The organism is Leptothrix mechoopdaensis (SeqCode) (assembly GCF_053893855.1).
The window spans coordinates 4,917,116-4,935,281 of sequence record NZ_CM132699.1 but is presented as its reverse complement, the minus strand read 5'-3'; the positions used below and the strand labels follow the sequence as shown (position 1 = coordinate 4,935,281).

The window sequence follows — 18,166 nt, the reverse complement described above, 5'->3', positions numbered from 1 at the left end:
CTTCCCATGGACATCTGGAACCAACTGCTGGCCGGCTTCATGACGGCCGGCACGCCCATCAACCTGCTGTGGGCCTTGCTCGGCTGCACGCTGGGCACCGCCATCGGCGTGCTGCCCGGCCTGGGCCCGGCCACGGTCGTGGCGATGCTGCTGCCGATCACGCTGAAGGTCGACGCGACCGCCTCGATGATCTTCTTCGCCGGCATCTACTACGGCGCGATGTACGGCGGCTCGACCACTTCCATCCTGCTCAACACCCCCGGCGAGGCCGGCTCGATGGTGACGGCGATGGAGGGCAACAAGATGGCCAAGAACGGCCGTGCCGGCGCGGCGCTGGCCACGTCTGCCATCGGCTCGTTCGTCGCCGGCACGATCGCCACGGTGCTGGTGACGCTGTTCGCGCCGCTGGTGGCCGAACACGCCATCAAGCTCGGCCCGCCCGAGTACTTCATGCTGATGCTGCTGGCCTTCATCACCGTCAGCGCGGTGCTCGGCCGCAGCAAGCTGCGCGGCCTGACGGCGCTGGGCATCGGCCTGGCGATGGGGCTGGTGGGCATCGACCAGATCTCCGGCCAGGTCCGCTACACGCTGGGCGTGCCCGAGCTGATGGACGGCCTGGAAGTGGTGCTGGTCGCCGTCGGCCTGTTCGCGGTCGCCGAGGCGCTGTTCGTCGTGCTCTACGACAACCACACGCCCGAGACGCGCAACAAGATGAGCCAGGTCCACATGACGCGCGAGGAATGGCGGCGCTCGTGGCCGGCGTGGCTGCGCGCCACCGCGATCGGCTTCCCGTTCGGCACCATCCCGGCCGGCGGCAGCGAGATCCCGACCTTCCTGTCCTACGCGACCGAGAAGAAGCTCTCGAAGCATCCGGAGGAGTTCGGCACGACCGGCGCGATCGAGGGCGTGGCCGGTCCGGAGGCGGCCAACAACGCGGCCATCACCGCCACGCTGATCCCGCTGCTGACGCTGGGCATCCCGACGTCCAACACGACCGCGATCCTGCTCGGCGCGTTCCAGAACTACGGCATCAACCCCGGTCCGCAGCTGTTCGACACCAACGGCGCGCTGGTCTGGGCGCTGATCGCGTCGCTCTACATCGGCAACGTGATGCTGCTGGTGCTCAACCTGCCGCTGGTCAAGCTGTGGGTCAAGCTGCTGGACGTGCCCAAGCCGCAGCTCTACGCCGGCATCCTGATCTTCGCGACGGTGGGCGTCTACGGCATGCGCCAGTCGGCCTTCGACCTGGTGCTGCTCTACGGCATCGGCCTGCTCGGCCTGGTGATGCGGCGCTACGACTTCCCGACCGCCCCGGTGGTCGTCGGCATGATCCTCGGCCCGCTGGCCGAAGCCCAGCTGCGCAACGCGATGTCGATCGGCGAAGGCCACTGGCGCGTCTTCATCGACCGCCCGGTCTCGCTGGTGCTGCTGCTGGTGATCGTCGCGGTGCTGGTGCTGCCGCGCGTGATCCACGCCATCCGCCGCGCCCGTGGCGTGACCACCGGGCCGGCGACGATCCACTGAGCCGCGCGGGCTAGCGTGTCGAGGGTGTTGCCGACGTCGCCGCCGGGATCGGCGCGACGCCGGTGGCGATGCGCAGGTCCGCCTCCGGCTCCAGCCAGCGGCGGCGCGCGGCCAGCACGGCGTCCGGATAGGCCGCCTTGCCCCGGCTGCCGTTGTAGCGGCCCAGCGCCATGAACAGGTTGCCCTGCTCACGGTCGAGGTAGTGGCGCAGGATCACGCAGCCGAATCTCAGGTTGGCCTGCAGGTGGAACAGCCGGCCGGCGTCACCGTCGCCGATCAGGCGGGCCCAGAACGGCATCACCTGCATGTAGCCACGAGCCCCGGCGCCCGAGATCGCGTACTTGCGGAAGCCGCTCTCGACCTCGACGAGGCCCAGCACCAGCGCCGGATCCAGCCCGGCGCGGCGGCTCTCGTACCAGAGCGCCTCCAGGAATTCCCGGCGCACGTCGAAATCGGGCTTGCGGCGCTTGAGCCGCTCGCTGGCCTGGCCGAGCCAGCGCAGGTAGGCCAGGCGCTGCTCGATGTGTGCGAATTCCAGGCGGGGCGGCGCGCCATCGGCCACGGCTGCGGCCAAGGCACCCCGCACGGCATCGGCCAGCGGTTCCTCGGCCTGCTGGCCGGCCTGCGCCGCTGTCATCGGGGCGGCCAGCGCGGCCAGCACCGCACCGGTCAGGGCGAGCCGCTTCCAGTCCGGCATCGCGGCGCTCGCGTCGTGGTCCTCAGACCTTGACGCGGCCCTTCACCCAGGCGGCGATCTCGGCGGCCGGCACGGCGGTGGCGGCCTCGTCGCGGCGGCCTTGCGCCTCGACCTTGCCGTCCTTCAGGCCACGGTCGGAGATGACGACGCGGTGCGGCACCCCGATCAGCTCCCAGTCCGCGAACATCGCGCCCGGGCGCTCGCCGCGGTCGTCCAGCAGCACGTCGATGCCGGCGTCGCGCAGCTCGTCGTGCAGCGCGTCGGCGGCGGCCTTGACCTCGGCCGAGCGGTCGTAGCCGATCGGGCAGATCACCACGGTGAACGGCGCGATCGAGTCCGGCCAGATGATCCCGCGCGCATCGTGGTTCTGCTCGATCGCGGCCCCCAGGATGCGGGTCACGCCGATGCCGTAGCAGCCCATCTCCATCAGGCGCGGCTTGCCGGTCTCGTCCAGGTAGGTCGCGTTCATCGCCTGGCTGTACTTGGTGCCCAGGTAGAACACGTGGCCGACCTCGATGCCGCGCTGGATCGCCAGCACGCCCTGGCCGTCCGGCGACGGATCGCCCTCGACGACGTTGCGGATGTCGGCCACCAGATCGGGCTCGGGCAGGTCGCGGCCCCAGTTGGCGCCGGTGTAGTGGAAGTCGGCGTCGTTGGCGCCGCAGACGAAGTCGGCCATGGCCGCGACGGTGCGGTCGGCGATGACCTTGACCGGCTTCTTCAGGCCGATCGGGCCCAGGTAGCCGGGCTTGCAGCCGAAGTGCTCATCGATCTCGGCCAGCGTCGCGAAGCGGAAGCCGCCCTTCAGGCCCTCGACCTTGCCGGCCTTGACCTCGTTGAGCTCGTGGTCGCCGCGCACCAGCAGCAGCCAGACGGTCGCCTTGACGATGTCGCCCTTGTCATCGAGCTCGTCGGTCGCCATGACCAGCGACTTGACGGTCTGCGTCAGCGGCAGGCCCAGCAGCGCGGCCACGTCGGCACAGGTCGCCTTGCCCGGCGTGGGCGTCTTCACCAGCGCCTGCGCGGGCGCGGCACGACCGCCGGCGGGCGCGACGGCCTCGGCCAGCTCGATGTTGGCGGCGTATTCGCTGGTCGGGCAGTAGACGATGGCGTCCTCGCCGGTGTCGGCGATGACCTGGAACTCGTGGCTCAGGTCGCCACCGATCGCGCCGGTGTCGGCCGCGACGGCGCGGTAGGCCAGCCCGAAGCGGTCGAAGATGCGCTTGTAGGCGGCGAACATCGCGTCATACGACTTCGCCGCGCCGGCCGGGTCACGGTCGAAGGAATACGCGTCCTTCATCGTGAATTCGCGCCCGCGCATCACGCCGAAACGCGGGCGGCGTTCGTCGCGGAACTTGGTCTGGATGTGATAGAAATTTTTCGGCAGCTGCTTGTAGCTGCGCAGTTCCTGGCGGGCGATGTCGGTGACGACTTCCTCGCTGGTCGGCTGGATGATGAAGTCGCGGTCATGGCGATCCTTCACCCGCAGCAGCTCGGGGCCCATCTTGTCGAAGCGGCCGGTCTCCTGCCACAGCTCGGCGGGCTGCACGACCGGCATCAGCAGCTCGACGGCGCCGGCGCGGTTCATCTCGTCACGGATGATGGCCTCGACCTTGCGGATCACCCGCAGGCCCATCGGCATGTAGTTGTAGATGCCGGCGCCGAGCCGCTTGATCATGCCGGCGCGCATCATCAGCTGATGGCTCTTGACCTCGGCATCGGCGGGCGCTTCCTTCAGCGTGGAGATGAAGAACTGGGTAGCTTTCATTCGGGGGGGTCACCTGGAGGAGATGCACCGCCCCGAGTGGGTATTTTCCGGGGTTGCGCCGTGAAGGCCGGTGCAATAATCAAACCAACTTGAAAATTGGGGTCTGATTATGCTCGACCGTGAAGGGTTCCGGCCCAACGTCGGCATCATCCTGCTCAACCAGCGGAGCCAGGTGTTCTGGGGCAAACGCATCCGGACCCATTCCTGGCAATTCCCGCAGGGCGGCATCAAACATGGTGAATCGCCCGAGCAGGCGATGTTTCGCGAGCTCCACGAAGAGGTGGGCTTGCACCCGGAACACGTGCGCATCATTGCGCGCACGCGGGACTGGTTGCGCTACGAGGTGCCCGACCACTACATCCGGCGCGACGCGCGCGGGCACTACAAGGGCCAGAAGCAGATCTGGTTCCTGCTGCAGCTGCTCGGGCGCGACAGCGACATGAACCTGCGCGCCACCGATCACCCGGAGTTCGACGCCTGGCGCTGGCACGACTACTGGGTGCCGCTGGAAGTGGTCATCGAGTTCAAGCGCAACGTCTACCAGATGGCGCTGACCGAACTGGCGCGCTACGTGCCGCGCCCGAACCACCAGAACCGCTACCTGCGCAGCGGCATGCGCAGCCATCGGCGCGACGACGGCCATCCGGCCGGCGAGGGCCAGGGCGAACACGATCGCCCGGTCGACGCGCTGCGGGCACAGGGCCCCGTGCCGGAACACTTCCGCGCCGATGCGCCGCTGCACGAGGACTGCCACCCGGTCGACGCGCTGCTGCCGCGTGGCCTGGACGACCCGGCGGCGACCGGCGAGCGCTGAACCGCGCCCGCCCGGCCGGTGGCGGTCAGGTGCGCCGGTTCAGCAGGCTCAGGCCGACGCCGACGCCGGCCAGACCGACCAGCAGCAGCAGCGTCACCGGCTCGCCGAGCACGAGGCCCGCGAACAGCGTGCCGAAGACCGGCGACAGGAACACGAAGGCCTGCACCTTGGTCGTCGGGTAGCGGGTCAGCAGCCAGAACCACAGCAGGTAGCTGGCGAAGGTCACGATGACCGCCTGGTAGAACAGCGAGCCCCAGGCCATCACGCTCCATTGGCCGACGTGGCCGAGCGCGCCGACCTGGCCGGTCCACAGCGCCGCGCCGACCGACACCAGCGTGGCCATGCCGAGCTGGTAGGCCAGCGTCAGCTCCGACGGCGCCGTGCGCAGCGCCGACAGGCGGATCACCACCGTCGTCATGCCCCACATCAGGCCGGCGCCCAGCACCAGCAGGTCACCCAGCAGACCGCCACCGCTGCCGGGATCCCCGAAGGCCAGCGCGATCGAGCCGAAGGCCAGCACCAGGCCGACGATCTGCAGCGGCCGCAGCCGCTCGCTGGGCACCAGCATCGCCAGCACGATCGCGACGATGAAGGGCGAGGTGTTGATGAACACCACCGAGCGCGCCGCCGTGGTGTGTTGCAGCCCGACGAAGATGCAGGCGAACTCGACCGCGAACAGCAGCCCCGAGACCAGTCCGGGCCACAGCGTGCCGTCACGCGGCGACCAGCGGATGCCGCGATGGCGCATCCACAGCAGCACCAGCACGAAGGCGATGGCGCTGCGGATCGCCAGTTGCAGCATCGCCGGCACCTCGGGCAGCACCAGCTTGATGGCCACCTGGTTCATGCCCCACAGCGCGCAGCAGCCGATCAGGCAGACGACGGCGAACAGGTCGAGGTGGGCGTGGTGGACGGGTGACGTGGCCGGCGACGGCGCCTGGGCCGCATCGGCCGCGATCGGGTTGGAGCTCATCCGGTCGATGGTATCGGGCCGGCACCGGTCGGCCGGCCCGGCCTCGACATCACGCATGGGACAATCGCGGCGTGAAGCAAGCCAGACCGTCGCTGGTGCCGGATCCGAAAGGTGGCACTGGAGGAAGGTCCGGACTGCACAGAGCGGCGTAGCAGCTAACGGCTGTCCACCGTGAGGTGAGGATCAGAGCAACAGAGACGAGCCGATTCAGTTCGGGTGAAACGGGCAATCTCTACGCGCAGCAACACCAAATAGGCCAGTGCAAGGCTGCTTCGGCGGCCCGGGAGTGCGGCTCGCACGAGCTGGCGGGTAGGTGGCACCGAGCCGGTGGGGTGACCCCCGGCCCAGATGAATGGCGGTCACGGCCGTCGGACCTTCGGGGACGGCGGCTGCACAGAATCCGGCCTATCGGCTTGCTTCACACTTTCTTCGATCCGGCCCGGCGCGAAGCCGCAGGGCCTCAGCGTTCCTTCGTGTACGGGCGGCCGAGTGCGGCGGGTGATTCGGCGCGGCCGAAGAAGCCGGCCAGCAGCACCACCGTCAGCAGGTAGGGCAAGGCCTGGATCAGCTCGACCGGCACCGCGCCGATGCCCGGCAGGCTCAGGCCCTGCAGGCGGATCGCGGTGGCGTCGAGCAGGCCGAACAGCAGGCAGGCCCAGAACGCGCGCACCGGGTGCCAGTGGCCGAACACCATCGCCGCCAGGGCCATGAAGCCGCGACCGGCGCTCATGCCCGGCGTGAAGCTGGCGTTCTGCGCCAGCGTCAGGAAGGTGCCGCCGATGCCGCACAGCACGCCCGCCAGCATCACCGCGCGGTAGCGCAGCCAGGTCACCGAGATGCCGGCCGCATCGACCATCGCCGGGTTCTCGCCGACCGCGCGCAGCCGCAGTCCGAAGCGGGTGCGGTACAGGCCCCACCAGACCAGCGGCACGCTGCCGAAGGCGATCCAGGTCAGCAGGTTGTGGCCGAGCAGGCCCTCGGCGATGAAGGGGCCGACCAGCGGCCAGTCCTGCACCGCCCGCGCCGCCTCCGGGAACAGCGCGGTGAAGCGGCCCTCGGGCGGCACGTCGGGCGTGCGCCCGCCGCGATGGAACCAGTGCAGACCGAGCACCGCCGTCAGACCCAGCGCGATGATGTTGAGCGCCACGCCCGAGACGATCTGGTCGCCGCGGAAGGTGATGCAGGCCAGCCCGTGCACGAGGCTCAGCATCACCGCCACGCCGATCGCCGCCAGCAGCGCCACGCCGGCCGGCGCGCCCCAGGCACCGGTGGCCGCCGCCGCGAAGGCCGCCGCCAGCAGCTTGCCTTCCAGGCCGATGTCGATGACGCCGGCGCGTTCGCTCAGCACGCCGGCCATCGCGCAGAGGATCAGCGGCACGCTGATGCGCAGCGTCGCGCCCAGCATCGACGACAGGATCAGCAGCGTGTCATCCACGGCCGGCCTCCAGCGACGTCGGCGCGGCCAGCGGCCAGCGCTGCCACAGCGCCACGACCAGCGGGCGCAGCATCAGCGCCAGCGCGCCGCAGAACAGCACGACCAGGCCCTGCACGGCGGTCACCATGTCGCGCGTGAAGGCGGGGATCTCGAACGCCAGCTCGGACCCGCCCTGCGCCAGCGCGCCGAACAGCAAGGCCGCCAGCACGATGCCGCCCGGGTGGTTGCGGCCCATCAGCGCGACCGCGATGCCGGTGAAGCCGGCCCCGGCGACGAAGTCCAGCAGCAGGCGATGGTGGACGCCGCTGACCTCGTTGACGCCGACACCACCAGCCAGCGCGCCCGACAGCATCAACGCGACGACGGTCAGGCGCTTCGGGCTGAAGCCGGCGTAGTGGGCGGCATCGGGCGCATCGCCGAGCGCGCGCAGCGCGTAGCCGAGCCGGGTGTGCCACAGCATCAGCCACACGCCGACCGCGCAGGCCAGCGCCAGCAACAGGCTCAGGTTCAGCGGCGTGTCCGGCAGGGCGATGCCGAACGGCGCGAGCAGCGCGCGGGCGCTGGGCAGGTGCCCGGCCGGCGCGAAGGCGCGCGTCTCGACCGACGGCGTGCCGGGTTCCTTGATGACGTTGACCAGCAGCCAGACGATCAGCGTGCTGGCGAGGAAATTGAACATGATCGTCGTGATGACGATGTGGCTGCCGCGCCGAGCCTGCAGCCACGCCGGCACCGCCGCCCAGGCCGCTCCCGCCGCCGCAGCGGCCAGCACGACCAGCGGCAGCAGCACGACGGCCGGCAGGTGCGCGTCCAGCGCCAGCAGCAGCAGCGCCACCCCGATGCCGCCGAGCGTCGCCTGGCCCTCGCCGCCGATGTTGAAGTGGCCGGCCTGCGCGGCCACCGCCACGGCCAGTCCGGTGAAGATGAAGTTGGTGCTGTAGTACAGCGTGTAGCCCCAGGCCAGCGGGCTGCCGAAGGCGCCGTCGGCCAGCAGCTTCAGCGCCGCCCACGGGCTGTGGCCGAGCAGCGCGACCAGCACGCCGGCCGCGCCCATCGCCAGCGCGACGTTGAGCAGCGGCAGCACGCCCAGGTCGACCCAGCGCGGCAGGGCGCGCGGCGCGGTGTGGCTCATCGCGTGAGCCTCCCGCCCTGACCCTGGCGACCATCGCGGCCGTTGTCCCGTGCGCCCAGCGGCGGCGGCATCTGCGGCACCGCGTCGCCATCGGGCGGCAGGGCGCTGGGCGCCTGGGTCGAGTCGAAGGCCGAGGTGCTGCCGACCTGGCCCATGCACAGGCCGATGCGGCCCTCGTCGGCATCGGCACGGTCGAAGGTGCCGGTGATGCGGCCCTGGCACATCACGACGATGCGGTCGGACAGCGCGAGGATCTCGTCCAGCTCGGTCGACACCAGCAGCACCGCGCAACCGGCGTCGCGCAGCGCCAGGATCTCGCGGTGGATGGTCTCGATCGCGCCGATGTCGACGCCCCGGGTCGGCTGGCCGATCAGCAGCACACGCGGCTGGCGGTCGAACTCGCGCGCGATGATCAGCTTCTGCTGGTTGCCGCCGGAGAACTTGGCGCAACCCAGTTCGACATCGCGCGGTCGCACGTCGAACGCTTCCATCATGCGGCGGCAACGCGCCCGCATGCGGCGATGGTCCATCAGGCCGGTCCAGCGGCTCCAGCGCGGCCCGAGCTGCAGTTCGGCGTCGTCGTGGTAGCCCAGCACCGCCGATTCCCAGGCCGGGAAACGCAGCACCAGACCGAGCTTGTGGCGGTCTTCCGGCACGTGCGCCACGCCCAGGCTGCGCAGCAGGCGCGGGTCCGGCGGGTGATGGGCGTCGCAGCGCAGCGCCGGTTCGCCCTCGCGCCACGCGGCGATGCGGATGCTGCCTTGCTGCACCGGCAACAGGCCGGCCAGCAGCGCCAGCAATTCGCTCTGGCCATTGCCGGACACGCCGGCCACGCCGACGATCTCGCCGGCGTGCAGGCGCAGGTCGATGTCGCTGAGCCGGGCCACGCCGAGCGGGTCACGCCAGGTCAGCGAGGTCGCGGCCATCACCGCATCGCCCGGACCGCGTCGCGCCCCCGCGCCAGCGCGTTCGCCGGCAGCGGTTTCGCCGACCGCCCGCACCGCCCGGCCCACCATCAGCTCGGCCAGCCCGGCCTCGGTGCAGTCGACGGTCTCGCGCGTGGCGACGACCTGGCCGGCGCGCATCACGGTGACGCGGTCGGTGATCGCCAGCACTTCCTTGAGCTTGTGGGTGATCAGCAGGATCGTCGTGCCGCGCGACTTCAGCGTCGCCAGCATGCGCATCAGCTGCTCGGTCTCCTGCGGCGTCAGCACGCCGGTCGGCTCGTCGAGGATCAGCACCCGCGCGCCGCGCACCAGCGCCTTGAGGATCTCGACACGCTGCAGCACGCCCACCGGCAGGTCGCGCACACGGGCATCCGGATCGACGGAAAGCCCGTATTCATCGGACAGCCGCAGCACCTCGCGGCGCACCCGAGCCAGGCTGGTGCCGAGCTGCCAGCTGTCCTCGGCACCCAGCACGATGTTCTCGAGCACCGTGAAGCGGTCCACCAGCATGAAGTGCTGGTGGACCATGCCGATGCCGGCGGCGATCGCATCGCGCGCATGGCCCAGCGTCAACACGCGGCCGTCGATCTCGATGCGGCCGGCGTCCGGCGCATGCAGGCCGTAGAGCACGCCCATCAGCGTGGACTTGCCCGCGCCGTTCTCGCCGATCAGGCCGTGGATGCTGCCCGCCGCGACGTCGAAGGAGACGTCGCGGTTGGCCTGCACCGCGCCGAAGCGCTTGTGGATGCCGATCAGGCGCACGGCCGGCGCCGTGGCGTTAGGAGACGCGCTCAAGTCAGGACCGATGCGGGCATGCGGACGTCGGGGTGGCGGCGATGTGGTCGATCAGTACTTGCAGGCGTTGTCGGCCATGTAGTCGGCGACCTTGATCTTGCCGGCAATGATGTCGGCCTCGGCCGCCGCGAGCTTCTTCTGCATGTCGGCGCTGACGAGCTTGGCGTTGTTGGCGTCCATCGCGACGGCCACGCCCTTCTCCTTCAGGCCCAGTACGGTGATGCCGGCCTTGAAGCTGTTGTCCTTGATGGACTTGGCGATGTTGTAGACCGCCACGTCGACGCCCTTGGTCATGCTGGTCAGCATGGTGCCGGGGTGCAGGTGGTTCTGGTTGCTGTCGACGCCGATGGCCAGCTTGCCGGCGTCCTTGGCGGCCTGGTAGACCCCCACGCCGGTGCCGCCGGCGGCGGCGAACACCACGTCGACGCCGCGCGAGAACTGGTTGCGCGCCAGCTCGCCGCCACGGGTCGGATCGCTCCAGGCGGCCGGCGTCGTGCCGGTCATGTTGGCCAGCACCTCGACCTTCGGGTTGGCGTGCTTGGCGCCCTGTTCGTAGCCGCACTGGAAGCGGCGGATCAGCGGCACGTCCATGCCGCCGACGAAGCCGACCTTGCCTGACTTGCTGGCCATCGCGGCCATCATGCCGGCCAGGAACGAACCTTCGTGTTCCTTGAAGACGACCGACTGCACGTTGGGCAGGTTGACGACCATGTCGACGATCGCGAACTTCAGCTGCGGGAACTCCTTGGCCACCTTCTCGATCGCCGAGGCCTGCGTGAAGCCCACGCCGATGATGGGGTTGGCGCCCTTCTGGGCCATGCGGCGGAAGGCCTGCTCGCGCTGCGTGTCGTTGGCGATCTCGAAGTCGAGGTAGCTCTCGCCGGTCTCCTTCTTGAAGCGCTCGATGCCGTTGTAGGCAGCCTCGTTGAAGGACTTGTCGAACTTGCCGCCGGCGTCATAGACCACTGCGGGCTCCGCCTGGGCGGCGGGCACGGCGGCCAGACCGGCGAAGGCGGCCGACAGGGCCAGGATCAGACGGCGGGTGGACAGGCGCTGGGTCATGGCGAGAAGCTCCGTGCAGGTTGTTGGTGGTGAAGGGCGCGGGGGCATTCTGCAATAGCCGTACCCGTGCCGTGATCGGGTACAAGCCCGGCCTTGTCACCACCCGGAACGGGCGTCCTTCATGCGGCCTTCATGCGGCCTTCATGCGGCCTTCACGGGCCGTGCCGGGGCTTGAGGCATCCTCCGCCGTTTTGTTGGAACCCCGCGTGACAGCGCCTGCCCCCACGCCGAACCCCGCACCCGGAGACGCCGCCTTGTCCCTTGCCGATGCTCCACAGGACCCGTCCACCCGCCCGGCGGTGCTGGTCGTCAACGCCGGCTCCTCGTCGCTGAAGTTCGCGCTCTATCCGCGCGGCGACACCAGCGGGCTGCACGACGCCAGCGAGGCGCTGGCCCGCGGCCAGATCGACGGCCTGCAGCCCGGTGGCCAGCCGACGCTGAACGTGGCGGGCCAGCCTGCGCAGGCGATCGAGGCCGACGGCTCGGACGCCCAGCGGCATGACGCCGCGCTGCGGGCGATGCAGGACCACCTCGCGGCCAGCGCACCGACGGTGCAGGTGGTCGCGGTGGCGCACCGGATCGTGCACGGCGGCCCCCATTTCCGCGCACCGGTGGTGCTCGACGATGCCGTGCTGGCGATGCTCGGCACGCTCGAACCGCTGGCCCCGCTGCACCAGCCGCACAACCTGGCCGGCGTGCGCGCGCTGCGCCGGGCCTGGCCGAAGCTGCCGCAGATCGGCTGCTTCGACACCGCCTTCCACGCCACGCTGCCCAAGCTCGAACAGCGTTACGCCCTGCCGGCCGACCTGCACGAGCAGGGCCTGCGCCGCTACGGCTTCCACGGCCTGTCCTACCAGTTCGTGATGCAGGCGCTGCAACGCCGCACGCCGGCCGCCGGTGGCCGTGTGCTGATGGCCCACCTCGGCAGCGGCGCGAGCCTGTGCGCGGCCTCGGGCGGCCAGAGCGTCGCCACGTCGATGGGCTTCTCGGCGCTGGACGGCCTGGTGATGGGCAGCCGCTGCGGCCAGCTCGATCCGGGCATCGTGCTGCACCTGTGGCGACAGGGCTGGAGCGTCGATCAGGTCGAGAAGCTGCTGTACCGCGAGAGCGGCCTGCGCGGCGTCTCCGGCCTGAGCGGCGACCTGCGCGAGCTGCGCAGCGCGGCCGCCAGCGGCCATGCCGCCGCGCAGACCGCCATCGACCTGTTCGACTACCGCCTGCGCCGCGAGGCCGGCGCGCTGTGCGCCGTGCTCGGCGGCGTCGACCTGATCGCGCTGACCGGCGGCATCGGCGAACACGACGCGCAGACCCGCGCCGACCTGATCCACGGCCTGGCCCATCTGGACGTGCAACTCGACGGCGCCGCCAACCAGGCCGCACGCGGCGATGCGGTCGCCGCCATCCACACGCCCGACAGCCGGGTCGAGGTCTGGGTCGTGCCGACCGACGAAGGCCGCGTCGCCGCCGATGCCGCCTGGACCCTGCTGGACCGCGCCATGCCCGCCACGAGCCGCCGTCCACCCGTCTGAGGGAGCGCCAACCCGTCGCGCCGGGTCCCCCACCGGACCCTGTCAACCGGCCGGCGCGAGACCGGGTTATGGCGTCATGCCCCGCGCATCACACCCCACCGCCACCTCCCGCCGCATCGTCGGCACCCTGCTCGCCGCCGCGACGCTGGCCCTGGCCGGCTGCGGAGGCGGTGTCTACATCGGCATCGACGGCAGCAGCGACAGCGCGCCGACCGTCACGCTGAACGTGAGCCGGGCGTCGGCCTTCACGGGCGACCGCATCGCCCTCGATGCCGATGCCCGCGACGACTACGCCGTCGACTACGTCGAGTTCTGGTACGACGACGGCAGCGGTCGCAACACGCAGATGATGATCCGGGACTACAGCTGGCCCTATGCGGTCGACACCGTCATGCCGAACACGGGCTACGGCGGCGTCAGCTACAAGGCCGTCGCGGTCGACGACGCCGGTCACGCCACGTCGACCGGCTGGTTCACCGTCCTGCGCCGCTGAGCCGGCACCCGTCATCGAGGCGGCACGGCGCTTCGGCAGAATCCGCGCCCCGGCCTCCTGCCTGTCTTCGTGCCCCGATGCCTGACGCCCTGACCCTGCGCCGCCTGCGCCTCGTCGTCCCGCTGTTCGCCAGCCTGCCCGCGCTGGCCCAGACGATTCCATCGATCGAGCAGGAGCTCCCGCCCGACCCGGTCGTCGCGCCGGCCCCGCCGCCGCCCGTGGTCGTGACGCCGGCCCCTGCGCCCGGGCCTCGCCTGGCACCGGTCGTGCGCAGCGCCAGCCAGCCGGCCACGCGCGTCGACGGCCTGACCGTCGTCGACCTGTCCGGGCCGGCGCCGGCCGAACGTCATCCCGAGCGGCTGCCCGAGGCACCGGACATCCGCCTCGATGCCGGCTTCACCTTCTCGACCACCACCGGCGCGTCGACCACCCGGCGCTATGCCGGCGACGGCGAGGTCGAGTACCGCTACACCCGCACCGAGATCGCCGGCGCGCTGCGCTTCAACCGCGAGTACGTGCGGGTCAGCGGCGGCGGCTCCAGCGTCGACAGCGACGAGTACGACGGCAACGTCGCCTGGCGCACCTGGCTGACCGACAACCCGTTCTACGGCTTCATCTCGCCGCGCTCGCGCTTCAACCGCTACGGGTTCTTCCGCTCGTCGCAATCGCTGCGGATCGGGCTGGGCCGGCGCTGGGAACCGCAGACCGGCAACGCCTACACGCTGGAGGCGGGCCCCGGCGTGCGCTGGGCCCACCAGCAGGACGGCAACAGCGTCACCGAAGGCCTCTACACGGTTTCCGGGAAGGTCGACATGTCGGTCTCGGAAACGCTGGGCTTCAAGTTCAGCGTGGTCGACGAACGGTCCACGCGCGAGAACTACCGCACCCTGGCCACCAGCCTGCGCAGCAAGCTGACCGAGCGGGTCTGGCTCAAGCTCGAATACAGCTACCGCCGCGCCTTCCCGTTCGATTCGGCGCCGAGCAACGCCGAATCGAGCCTCGACGCCGGCCTGACCTACCGGTTCTGATCCGCCTTCGTGGCCGTGACGCGCGGCGTCAGCCACGTCGCGGCGATGTCGACCGTGCCGCGCTGGCCGACCGCATCGCCGTGTTCGGCCAGCCAGCGCGTGGCGGCCGCACGGCCCAGCTCGAACAGCGTCTCCAGCAGCCGGATGTCGGTGTTGAGCTTGCTCGACGCATCGAACGGCGCCAGCCCCGCCTCGTCGGCGACGCGGTGCAGCCGCAGGTCCTTGTAGTCATCGGCCGAGACGCGCTGCTCGCGCACCAGCTTCTGCACGAAGGCGATGGCCCGCATCTCCGCCACCAGGCTGGCGTTGAAGGTGATCTCGTTCATGCGGTCGGCGATCTCGGTGGCCGTGGTCGGCACGCCCGGGCGGACCAGCGGGTTGATCTGCACCAGCAGCACGTCGACCGCCTCGGTGTTGTAGATCAGCGGCCAGATGGCCGGATTGCCCGAATAGCCGCCGTCCCAGTAGGCCTCGCCGTCGATCTCGACCGAGCGGTAGAGCTGCGGCAGGCAGGCCGACGCCAGCAGCGCGTCGACCGACAGCGCCTCCCCGTTGAAGACCCGCGGCTGACCGGTGCTGACCGCCGTGGCCGTCACCTGCACCTTCAGCGGCCCGCCGCGCAGCAGCGCGACGTCGACATGGCGCTGCAGGATGTCACGCAGCGGGTTCAGGTTCAGCGGGTTGAGCTGCGCCGGCGACAGGGTCTTGAGCCACGCATCCCACAGGCCGTAGAGCGGCCAGTTGTCGAGGTTGAACATCCAGGCCGGGAAGGCCGGCATGCCCGGAAAGGCCGATGGCAACGGGCTTCCCGTCCGACCGGCCCCCGCGACCGCCGCGCCCAGGCATTCGGGCACGCCGGCGATGTCCAGCCAGAACGCCCGCAGCGCATCGCGCCCGCCCTGCGCGCCGCCGCGTGCCACCCCACAGGCCAGCACGGCCGCGTTCATCGCCCCGGCACTGGTGCCGGAGACGCCGTCGAGCTCGTAGCGGTCGGCCTCCAGCAGGGCATCGAGCACGCCCCAGGTGAAGGCGCCGTGCGATCCGCCGCCCTGCAGCGCGAGATCCAGCCGGGGTCGGACGGGGGTAAGGGAAGGAGCGCGAGTTCGGCGGCGGCGGGCAGGCGTTTCAGCGGTCATGACAAGGCCGGAAGTTCAGTTCCGGTCGATCTTGCCAGTTCGGGTTGACCCGAAGCGGACGGCGTCTCGCCGATCCGACGCCGCCGTTCGTCTCAGCGCACGCCCAGCACGCGCAGGATCTCGCTGCCGTAGGCGTCGAGCTTCTTGGCACCCACGCCGCCGATCTCGGCCAGCTCGGACAGGCTGCCCGGCTGCCGATGCGCCATCTCGGCCAGCGTCGCGTCGTTGAAGACGATGTAGGCCGGCAGGTTGTGCGAACGCGCGACCTCCGAACGCCAGGCCCGCAGCGCGTCGTAGCGCGCCTGGCCGTCGGCATCCAGCGCGATCGGCGGCGGCTTCGGCCCTGCCGCCTTGCCGACCCGCGCGATGCGGCCACGCCGTCCGGCCGGCGGCGCCTCGCTGGGCGTCTTCAGCATCAGCGTGACCTCGCCCTTCAACACGGCCCGCGCCTCGTCGGTCATCGCCAGCGTGTTGAACTCGCCCTCGGCCACCACCAGCCCCAGGGCGACCAGCTGGCGCAGCACCGCGCGCCACTGCGCCTCGCCCAGGTCGGCGCCGATGCCGAAGGTGCTGAGCGTGTCGTGGCCGTACTGCGTGACCTTGTCGGTCACCTTGCCGCGCAGCACGTCGATCAGCTGACCGGCGCCGAAGCTGCGCGCGCCGAAGCGCTGCTGGCCATGCTGCTGGAAGCGGTAGATGCAGCTCAGCAGCTTGCGCGCCGCCTCGGTCGCATCCCAGACCTGCGGCGGGTTCAGGCAGTTGTCGCAATTCCCGCAGGGTTGGCTGTCCTCGCCGAAATAGCTCAACAAGCGGACCCGCCGGCAATCGTGCGTCTCGGCCAGCGCCAGCAGCGCATCGAGCTTGCCGCGCTGGACCCGCTTGAACTCCTCGGCCGCCGGGCTCTCGTCGATCATGCGGCGCTGGTTGACGACATCGGCCAGGCCGTAGGCCATCCACGCATCGGCCGGTTCACCGTCGCGGCCGGCGCGGCCGGTTTCCTGGTAGTAGCCCTCGATGTTCTTGGGCAGGTCGAGGTGGGCGACGAAGCGCACGTCGGGCTTGTCGATGCCCATGCCGAAGGCGATCGTGGCGACCATCACCAGCCCGTCCTCGCGCAGGAAGCGGTCCTGGTGGCGGCGTCGCACCTCGGCATCCAGACCGGCGTGATACGGCAGGGCCGGCACGTCCTGCGAGACCAGCCACGCGGCCGTCTCCTCGACCTTCTTGCGGCTGCCGCAATAGACGATGCCGGCGTCACCCTCGTGTTCATCGCGGATGAAGCGCAGCAGCTGGTCGCGCGGCTTGTCCTTCTCGACCAGCGTGTAGCGGATGTTCGGGCGGTCGAAGCTGCTGATGAACAGCCGCGCGTCCTCCAGCTTCAGCCGCTCGACGATGTCGGCGCGGGTGTGGTCGTCGGCGGTGGCGGTCAGCGCGATGCGCGGCACGTCCGGGAACTGCTCGTGCAGCACCGACAGCTGCAGGTAGTCCTCGCGGAAGTCGTGGCCCCACTGGCTCACGCAATGAGCCTCGTCGATCGCGAACAGGCCGAGCTGGCCACGTTCATGCAACGACGCCAGCATGCCCTGCAGGCGCGGCGTCATCAGCCGTTCCGGCGCGACGTAGAGCATCGTCAGCCGGCCGGCGATGACCTCGCGCTCGACCGCCTGCGCGGCGGCCAGGTCCAGCGTGGAGTTCAGGAAGGCGGCATGCACGCCGACCTCTTCCAGCGCGCCGACCTGATCGTGCATCAGCGCGATCAGCGGGCTGACGACCACCGTGATGCCCTTGCCCTGGCGCTGCCGCACGATGGCCGGCACCTGGTAACACAGGCTCTTGCCACCGCCGGTGGGCATCAGCACCAGCGCGTCACCGCCCTCGATGACGTGTTCGACGATCGCCGCCTGCTGCCCCCGGAAGGCGCCGTAGCCGAACACGTCGGACAGCACCTGCAGGGCGGGGCTGGCGGCGCGGGGTTCGGTGGACGTCATGGCGGCGGGGTCGGGGGACCGGGGAACGGGATACGGGGAACGGGCAACCGGACGACCGGCGGCCTGGAAAACGCGCGATGGTAGCGGCGCCCCCCGGGCGTCCATCCCCCCCGTCGCCCCCCTCCGAGGCGGGATGGCCGCGGCAGGGTCGGCTGGCACAATCCCGGGCTTCGCGACGGCCTGCGGACCGCTGCGGAACCCCATCCAAGACACGATCACCTCACCTCAAGTTCACAGGAGCGCGCCCATGGCCTCGGTCAACAAAGTCATCCTCATCGGCAACCTCGGACGCGACCCGGAAGTCCGCTACACGCCGAACGGCGCAGCGGTCTGCAACGTCTCCGTGGCGACCACCCGGAACTGGAAAAGCAAGGAAGGCGACCGCCAGGAAGAGACCGAATGGCACCGCGTCGTCTTCTACGACCGCCTGGCCGAAATCGCCGGCGAGTACCTGCGCAAGGGCCGCCCGGTCTACGTCGAAGGCCGCCTGAAGACCCGCAAGTGGCAGGACAAGGAAGGCAAGGACGTCTACACCACCGAAATCATCGCCGACCAGATGCAACTCCTCGGCGGCCGTGAAGGCGGCGGCGGTGGCGGCATGGGCGGCGGCGAGGACCACGACATGGGCGCAGACATGGGCGGCGGCGGCGGTGGCATGAGCGCCCGCAGCGGTGGCGGTGGCGGTGGTGGCGGCTACCGCCGCGAACCCTCCAGCGGCGGCGACCGCCCCGCAGCCCGCGCCCCGGCCCCTCGCGCCCCTGCCGCGCAACAGAAGTCGCCCACCGGCTTCGACGACATGGATGACGACATTCCGTTCTGAGCGACGTTTGCCGGACGATCAAGAAAAA

General features: G+C 70.6%; 15 protein-coding genes and 1 other RNA gene. 7 read left to right on the top strand and 9 right to left on the bottom strand.

Annotated elements, in window-relative coordinates; genetic code table 11:
- Positions 1 to 6 precede the first annotated feature (6 nt).
- Positions 7 to 1,524, top strand: a complete 1,518-nt coding sequence (locus tag ACWA7K_RS21595) for a tripartite tricarboxylate transporter permease (protein ID WP_456164187.1) — start codon at positions 7 to 9, stop codon at positions 1,522 to 1,524.
- A 10-nt stretch (positions 1,525 to 1,534) separates the two neighbouring features.
- Here ACWA7K_RS21595 and ACWA7K_RS21590 read toward each other — a convergent pair whose 3' ends face one another.
- Positions 1,535 to 2,221, bottom strand: coding sequence for a lytic transglycosylase domain-containing protein (locus ACWA7K_RS21590; protein ID WP_456164185.1), 687 nt, complete (start codon positions 2,219 to 2,221; stop codon positions 1,535 to 1,537).
- 22 nt (positions 2,222 to 2,243) lie between these two features.
- On the bottom strand, positions 2,244 to 3,989 hold the full coding sequence (locus tag ACWA7K_RS21585) for a proline--tRNA ligase (protein ID WP_456164183.1): 1,746 nt from the start codon (positions 3,987 to 3,989) through the stop codon (positions 2,244 to 2,246).
- Between the two features lie 109 nt (positions 3,990 to 4,098).
- On the opposite strand from ACWA7K_RS21585, the gene ACWA7K_RS21580 reads away from it, so the two are divergent.
- The gene (locus ACWA7K_RS21580) at positions 4,099 to 4,803 is read left to right on the top strand and encodes an RNA pyrophosphohydrolase (RefSeq protein WP_456164181.1); all 705 of its coding nucleotides are present in this window, start codon (positions 4,099 to 4,101) and stop codon (positions 4,801 to 4,803) included.
- A gap of 25 nt (positions 4,804 to 4,828) precedes the next feature.
- On the opposite strand, the gene ACWA7K_RS21575 is transcribed toward ACWA7K_RS21580, so the two are convergent.
- Complete coding sequence (locus ACWA7K_RS21575; RefSeq protein ID WP_456164179.1) at positions 4,829 to 5,776, bottom strand: DMT family transporter; 948 nt, start codon at positions 5,774 to 5,776, stop codon at positions 4,829 to 4,831.
- 73 nt (positions 5,777 to 5,849) lie between these two features.
- On the opposite strand from ACWA7K_RS21575, the gene rnpB reads away from it, so the two are divergent.
- An RNA gene (gene rnpB, locus ACWA7K_RS21570) (RNase P RNA component class A) lies at positions 5,850 to 6,200 on the top strand.
- A 36-nt stretch (positions 6,201 to 6,236) separates the two neighbouring features.
- On the opposite strand, the gene ACWA7K_RS21565 is transcribed toward rnpB, so the two are convergent.
- Genes ACWA7K_RS21565 through ACWA7K_RS21550 form a run of 4 tightly spaced genes read right to left on the bottom strand, consistent with a single transcriptional unit; the run spans position 6,237 to position 11,144 of the window.
- On the bottom strand, positions 6,237 to 7,211 hold the full coding sequence (locus ACWA7K_RS21565; protein ID WP_456164177.1) for an ABC transporter permease: 975 nt from the start codon (positions 7,209 to 7,211) through the stop codon (positions 6,237 to 6,239).
- Positions 7,204 to 8,340 carry an ABC transporter permease gene (locus tag ACWA7K_RS21560; protein ID WP_456164175.1) on the bottom strand — a complete coding sequence of 379 codons (1,137 nt, stop codon included), beginning with the start codon at positions 8,338 to 8,340 and terminating at the stop codon, positions 7,204 to 7,206. Before ACWA7K_RS21560 ends, ACWA7K_RS21565 begins: the two co-directional genes overlap by 8 nt.
- Complete coding sequence (locus tag ACWA7K_RS21555; protein WP_456164173.1) at positions 8,337 to 10,082, bottom strand: ABC transporter ATP-binding protein; 1,746 nt, start codon at positions 10,080 to 10,082, stop codon at positions 8,337 to 8,339. The genes ACWA7K_RS21560 and ACWA7K_RS21555 overlap by 4 nt, the downstream gene beginning before the upstream one ends.
- Before the next feature lie 51 nt (positions 10,083 to 10,133).
- Positions 10,134 to 11,144 (bottom strand): BMP family lipoprotein, encoded by a 1,011-nt coding sequence (locus ACWA7K_RS21550; protein WP_456164171.1) that lies wholly within the window; start codon positions 11,142 to 11,144, stop codon positions 10,134 to 10,136.
- A 254-nt stretch (positions 11,145 to 11,398) separates the two neighbouring features.
- Here ACWA7K_RS21550 and ACWA7K_RS21545 point away from each other — a divergent pair, with 254 nt between their 5' ends.
- The 3 genes from ACWA7K_RS21545 (at position 11,399) to ACWA7K_RS21535 (ending at position 14,194) form a co-directional block, all read left to right on the top strand.
- Complete coding sequence (locus ACWA7K_RS21545; protein ID WP_456164169.1) at positions 11,399 to 12,673, top strand: acetate/propionate family kinase; 1,275 nt, start codon at positions 11,399 to 11,401, stop codon at positions 12,671 to 12,673.
- A gap of 76 nt (positions 12,674 to 12,749) precedes the next feature.
- Positions 12,750 to 13,166 carry a hypothetical protein gene (locus tag ACWA7K_RS21540; protein WP_456164167.1) on the top strand — a complete coding sequence of 139 codons (417 nt, stop codon included), beginning with the start codon at positions 12,750 to 12,752 and terminating at the stop codon, positions 13,164 to 13,166.
- A gap of 77 nt (positions 13,167 to 13,243) precedes the next feature.
- Complete coding sequence (locus ACWA7K_RS21535) at positions 13,244 to 14,194, top strand: DUF481 domain-containing protein (RefSeq protein WP_456164165.1); 951 nt, start codon at positions 13,244 to 13,246, stop codon at positions 14,192 to 14,194.
- Here ACWA7K_RS21535 and ACWA7K_RS21530 read toward each other — a convergent pair.
- Both ACWA7K_RS21530 and recQ read right to left on the bottom strand, forming a co-directional pair.
- Positions 14,182 to 15,330, bottom strand: coding sequence for a patatin-like phospholipase family protein (locus ACWA7K_RS21530; RefSeq protein ID WP_456164163.1), 1,149 nt, complete (start codon positions 15,328 to 15,330; stop codon positions 14,182 to 14,184). The two genes, ACWA7K_RS21535 and ACWA7K_RS21530, sit on opposite strands and share 13 nt — an antisense overlap.
- A gap of 92 nt (positions 15,331 to 15,422) precedes the next feature.
- On the bottom strand, positions 15,423 to 17,318 hold the full coding sequence (recQ, locus tag ACWA7K_RS21525; RefSeq protein WP_456164161.1) for a DNA helicase RecQ: 1,896 nt from the start codon (positions 17,316 to 17,318) through the stop codon (positions 15,423 to 15,425).
- 247 nt (positions 17,319 to 17,565) lie between these two features.
- On the opposite strand from recQ, the gene ACWA7K_RS21520 reads away from it, so the two are divergent.
- Positions 17,566 to 18,138, top strand: a complete 573-nt coding sequence (locus ACWA7K_RS21520; RefSeq protein WP_456164159.1) for a single-stranded DNA-binding protein — start codon at positions 17,566 to 17,568, stop codon at positions 18,136 to 18,138.
- Positions 18,139 to 18,166: the final 28 nt, after the last annotated feature.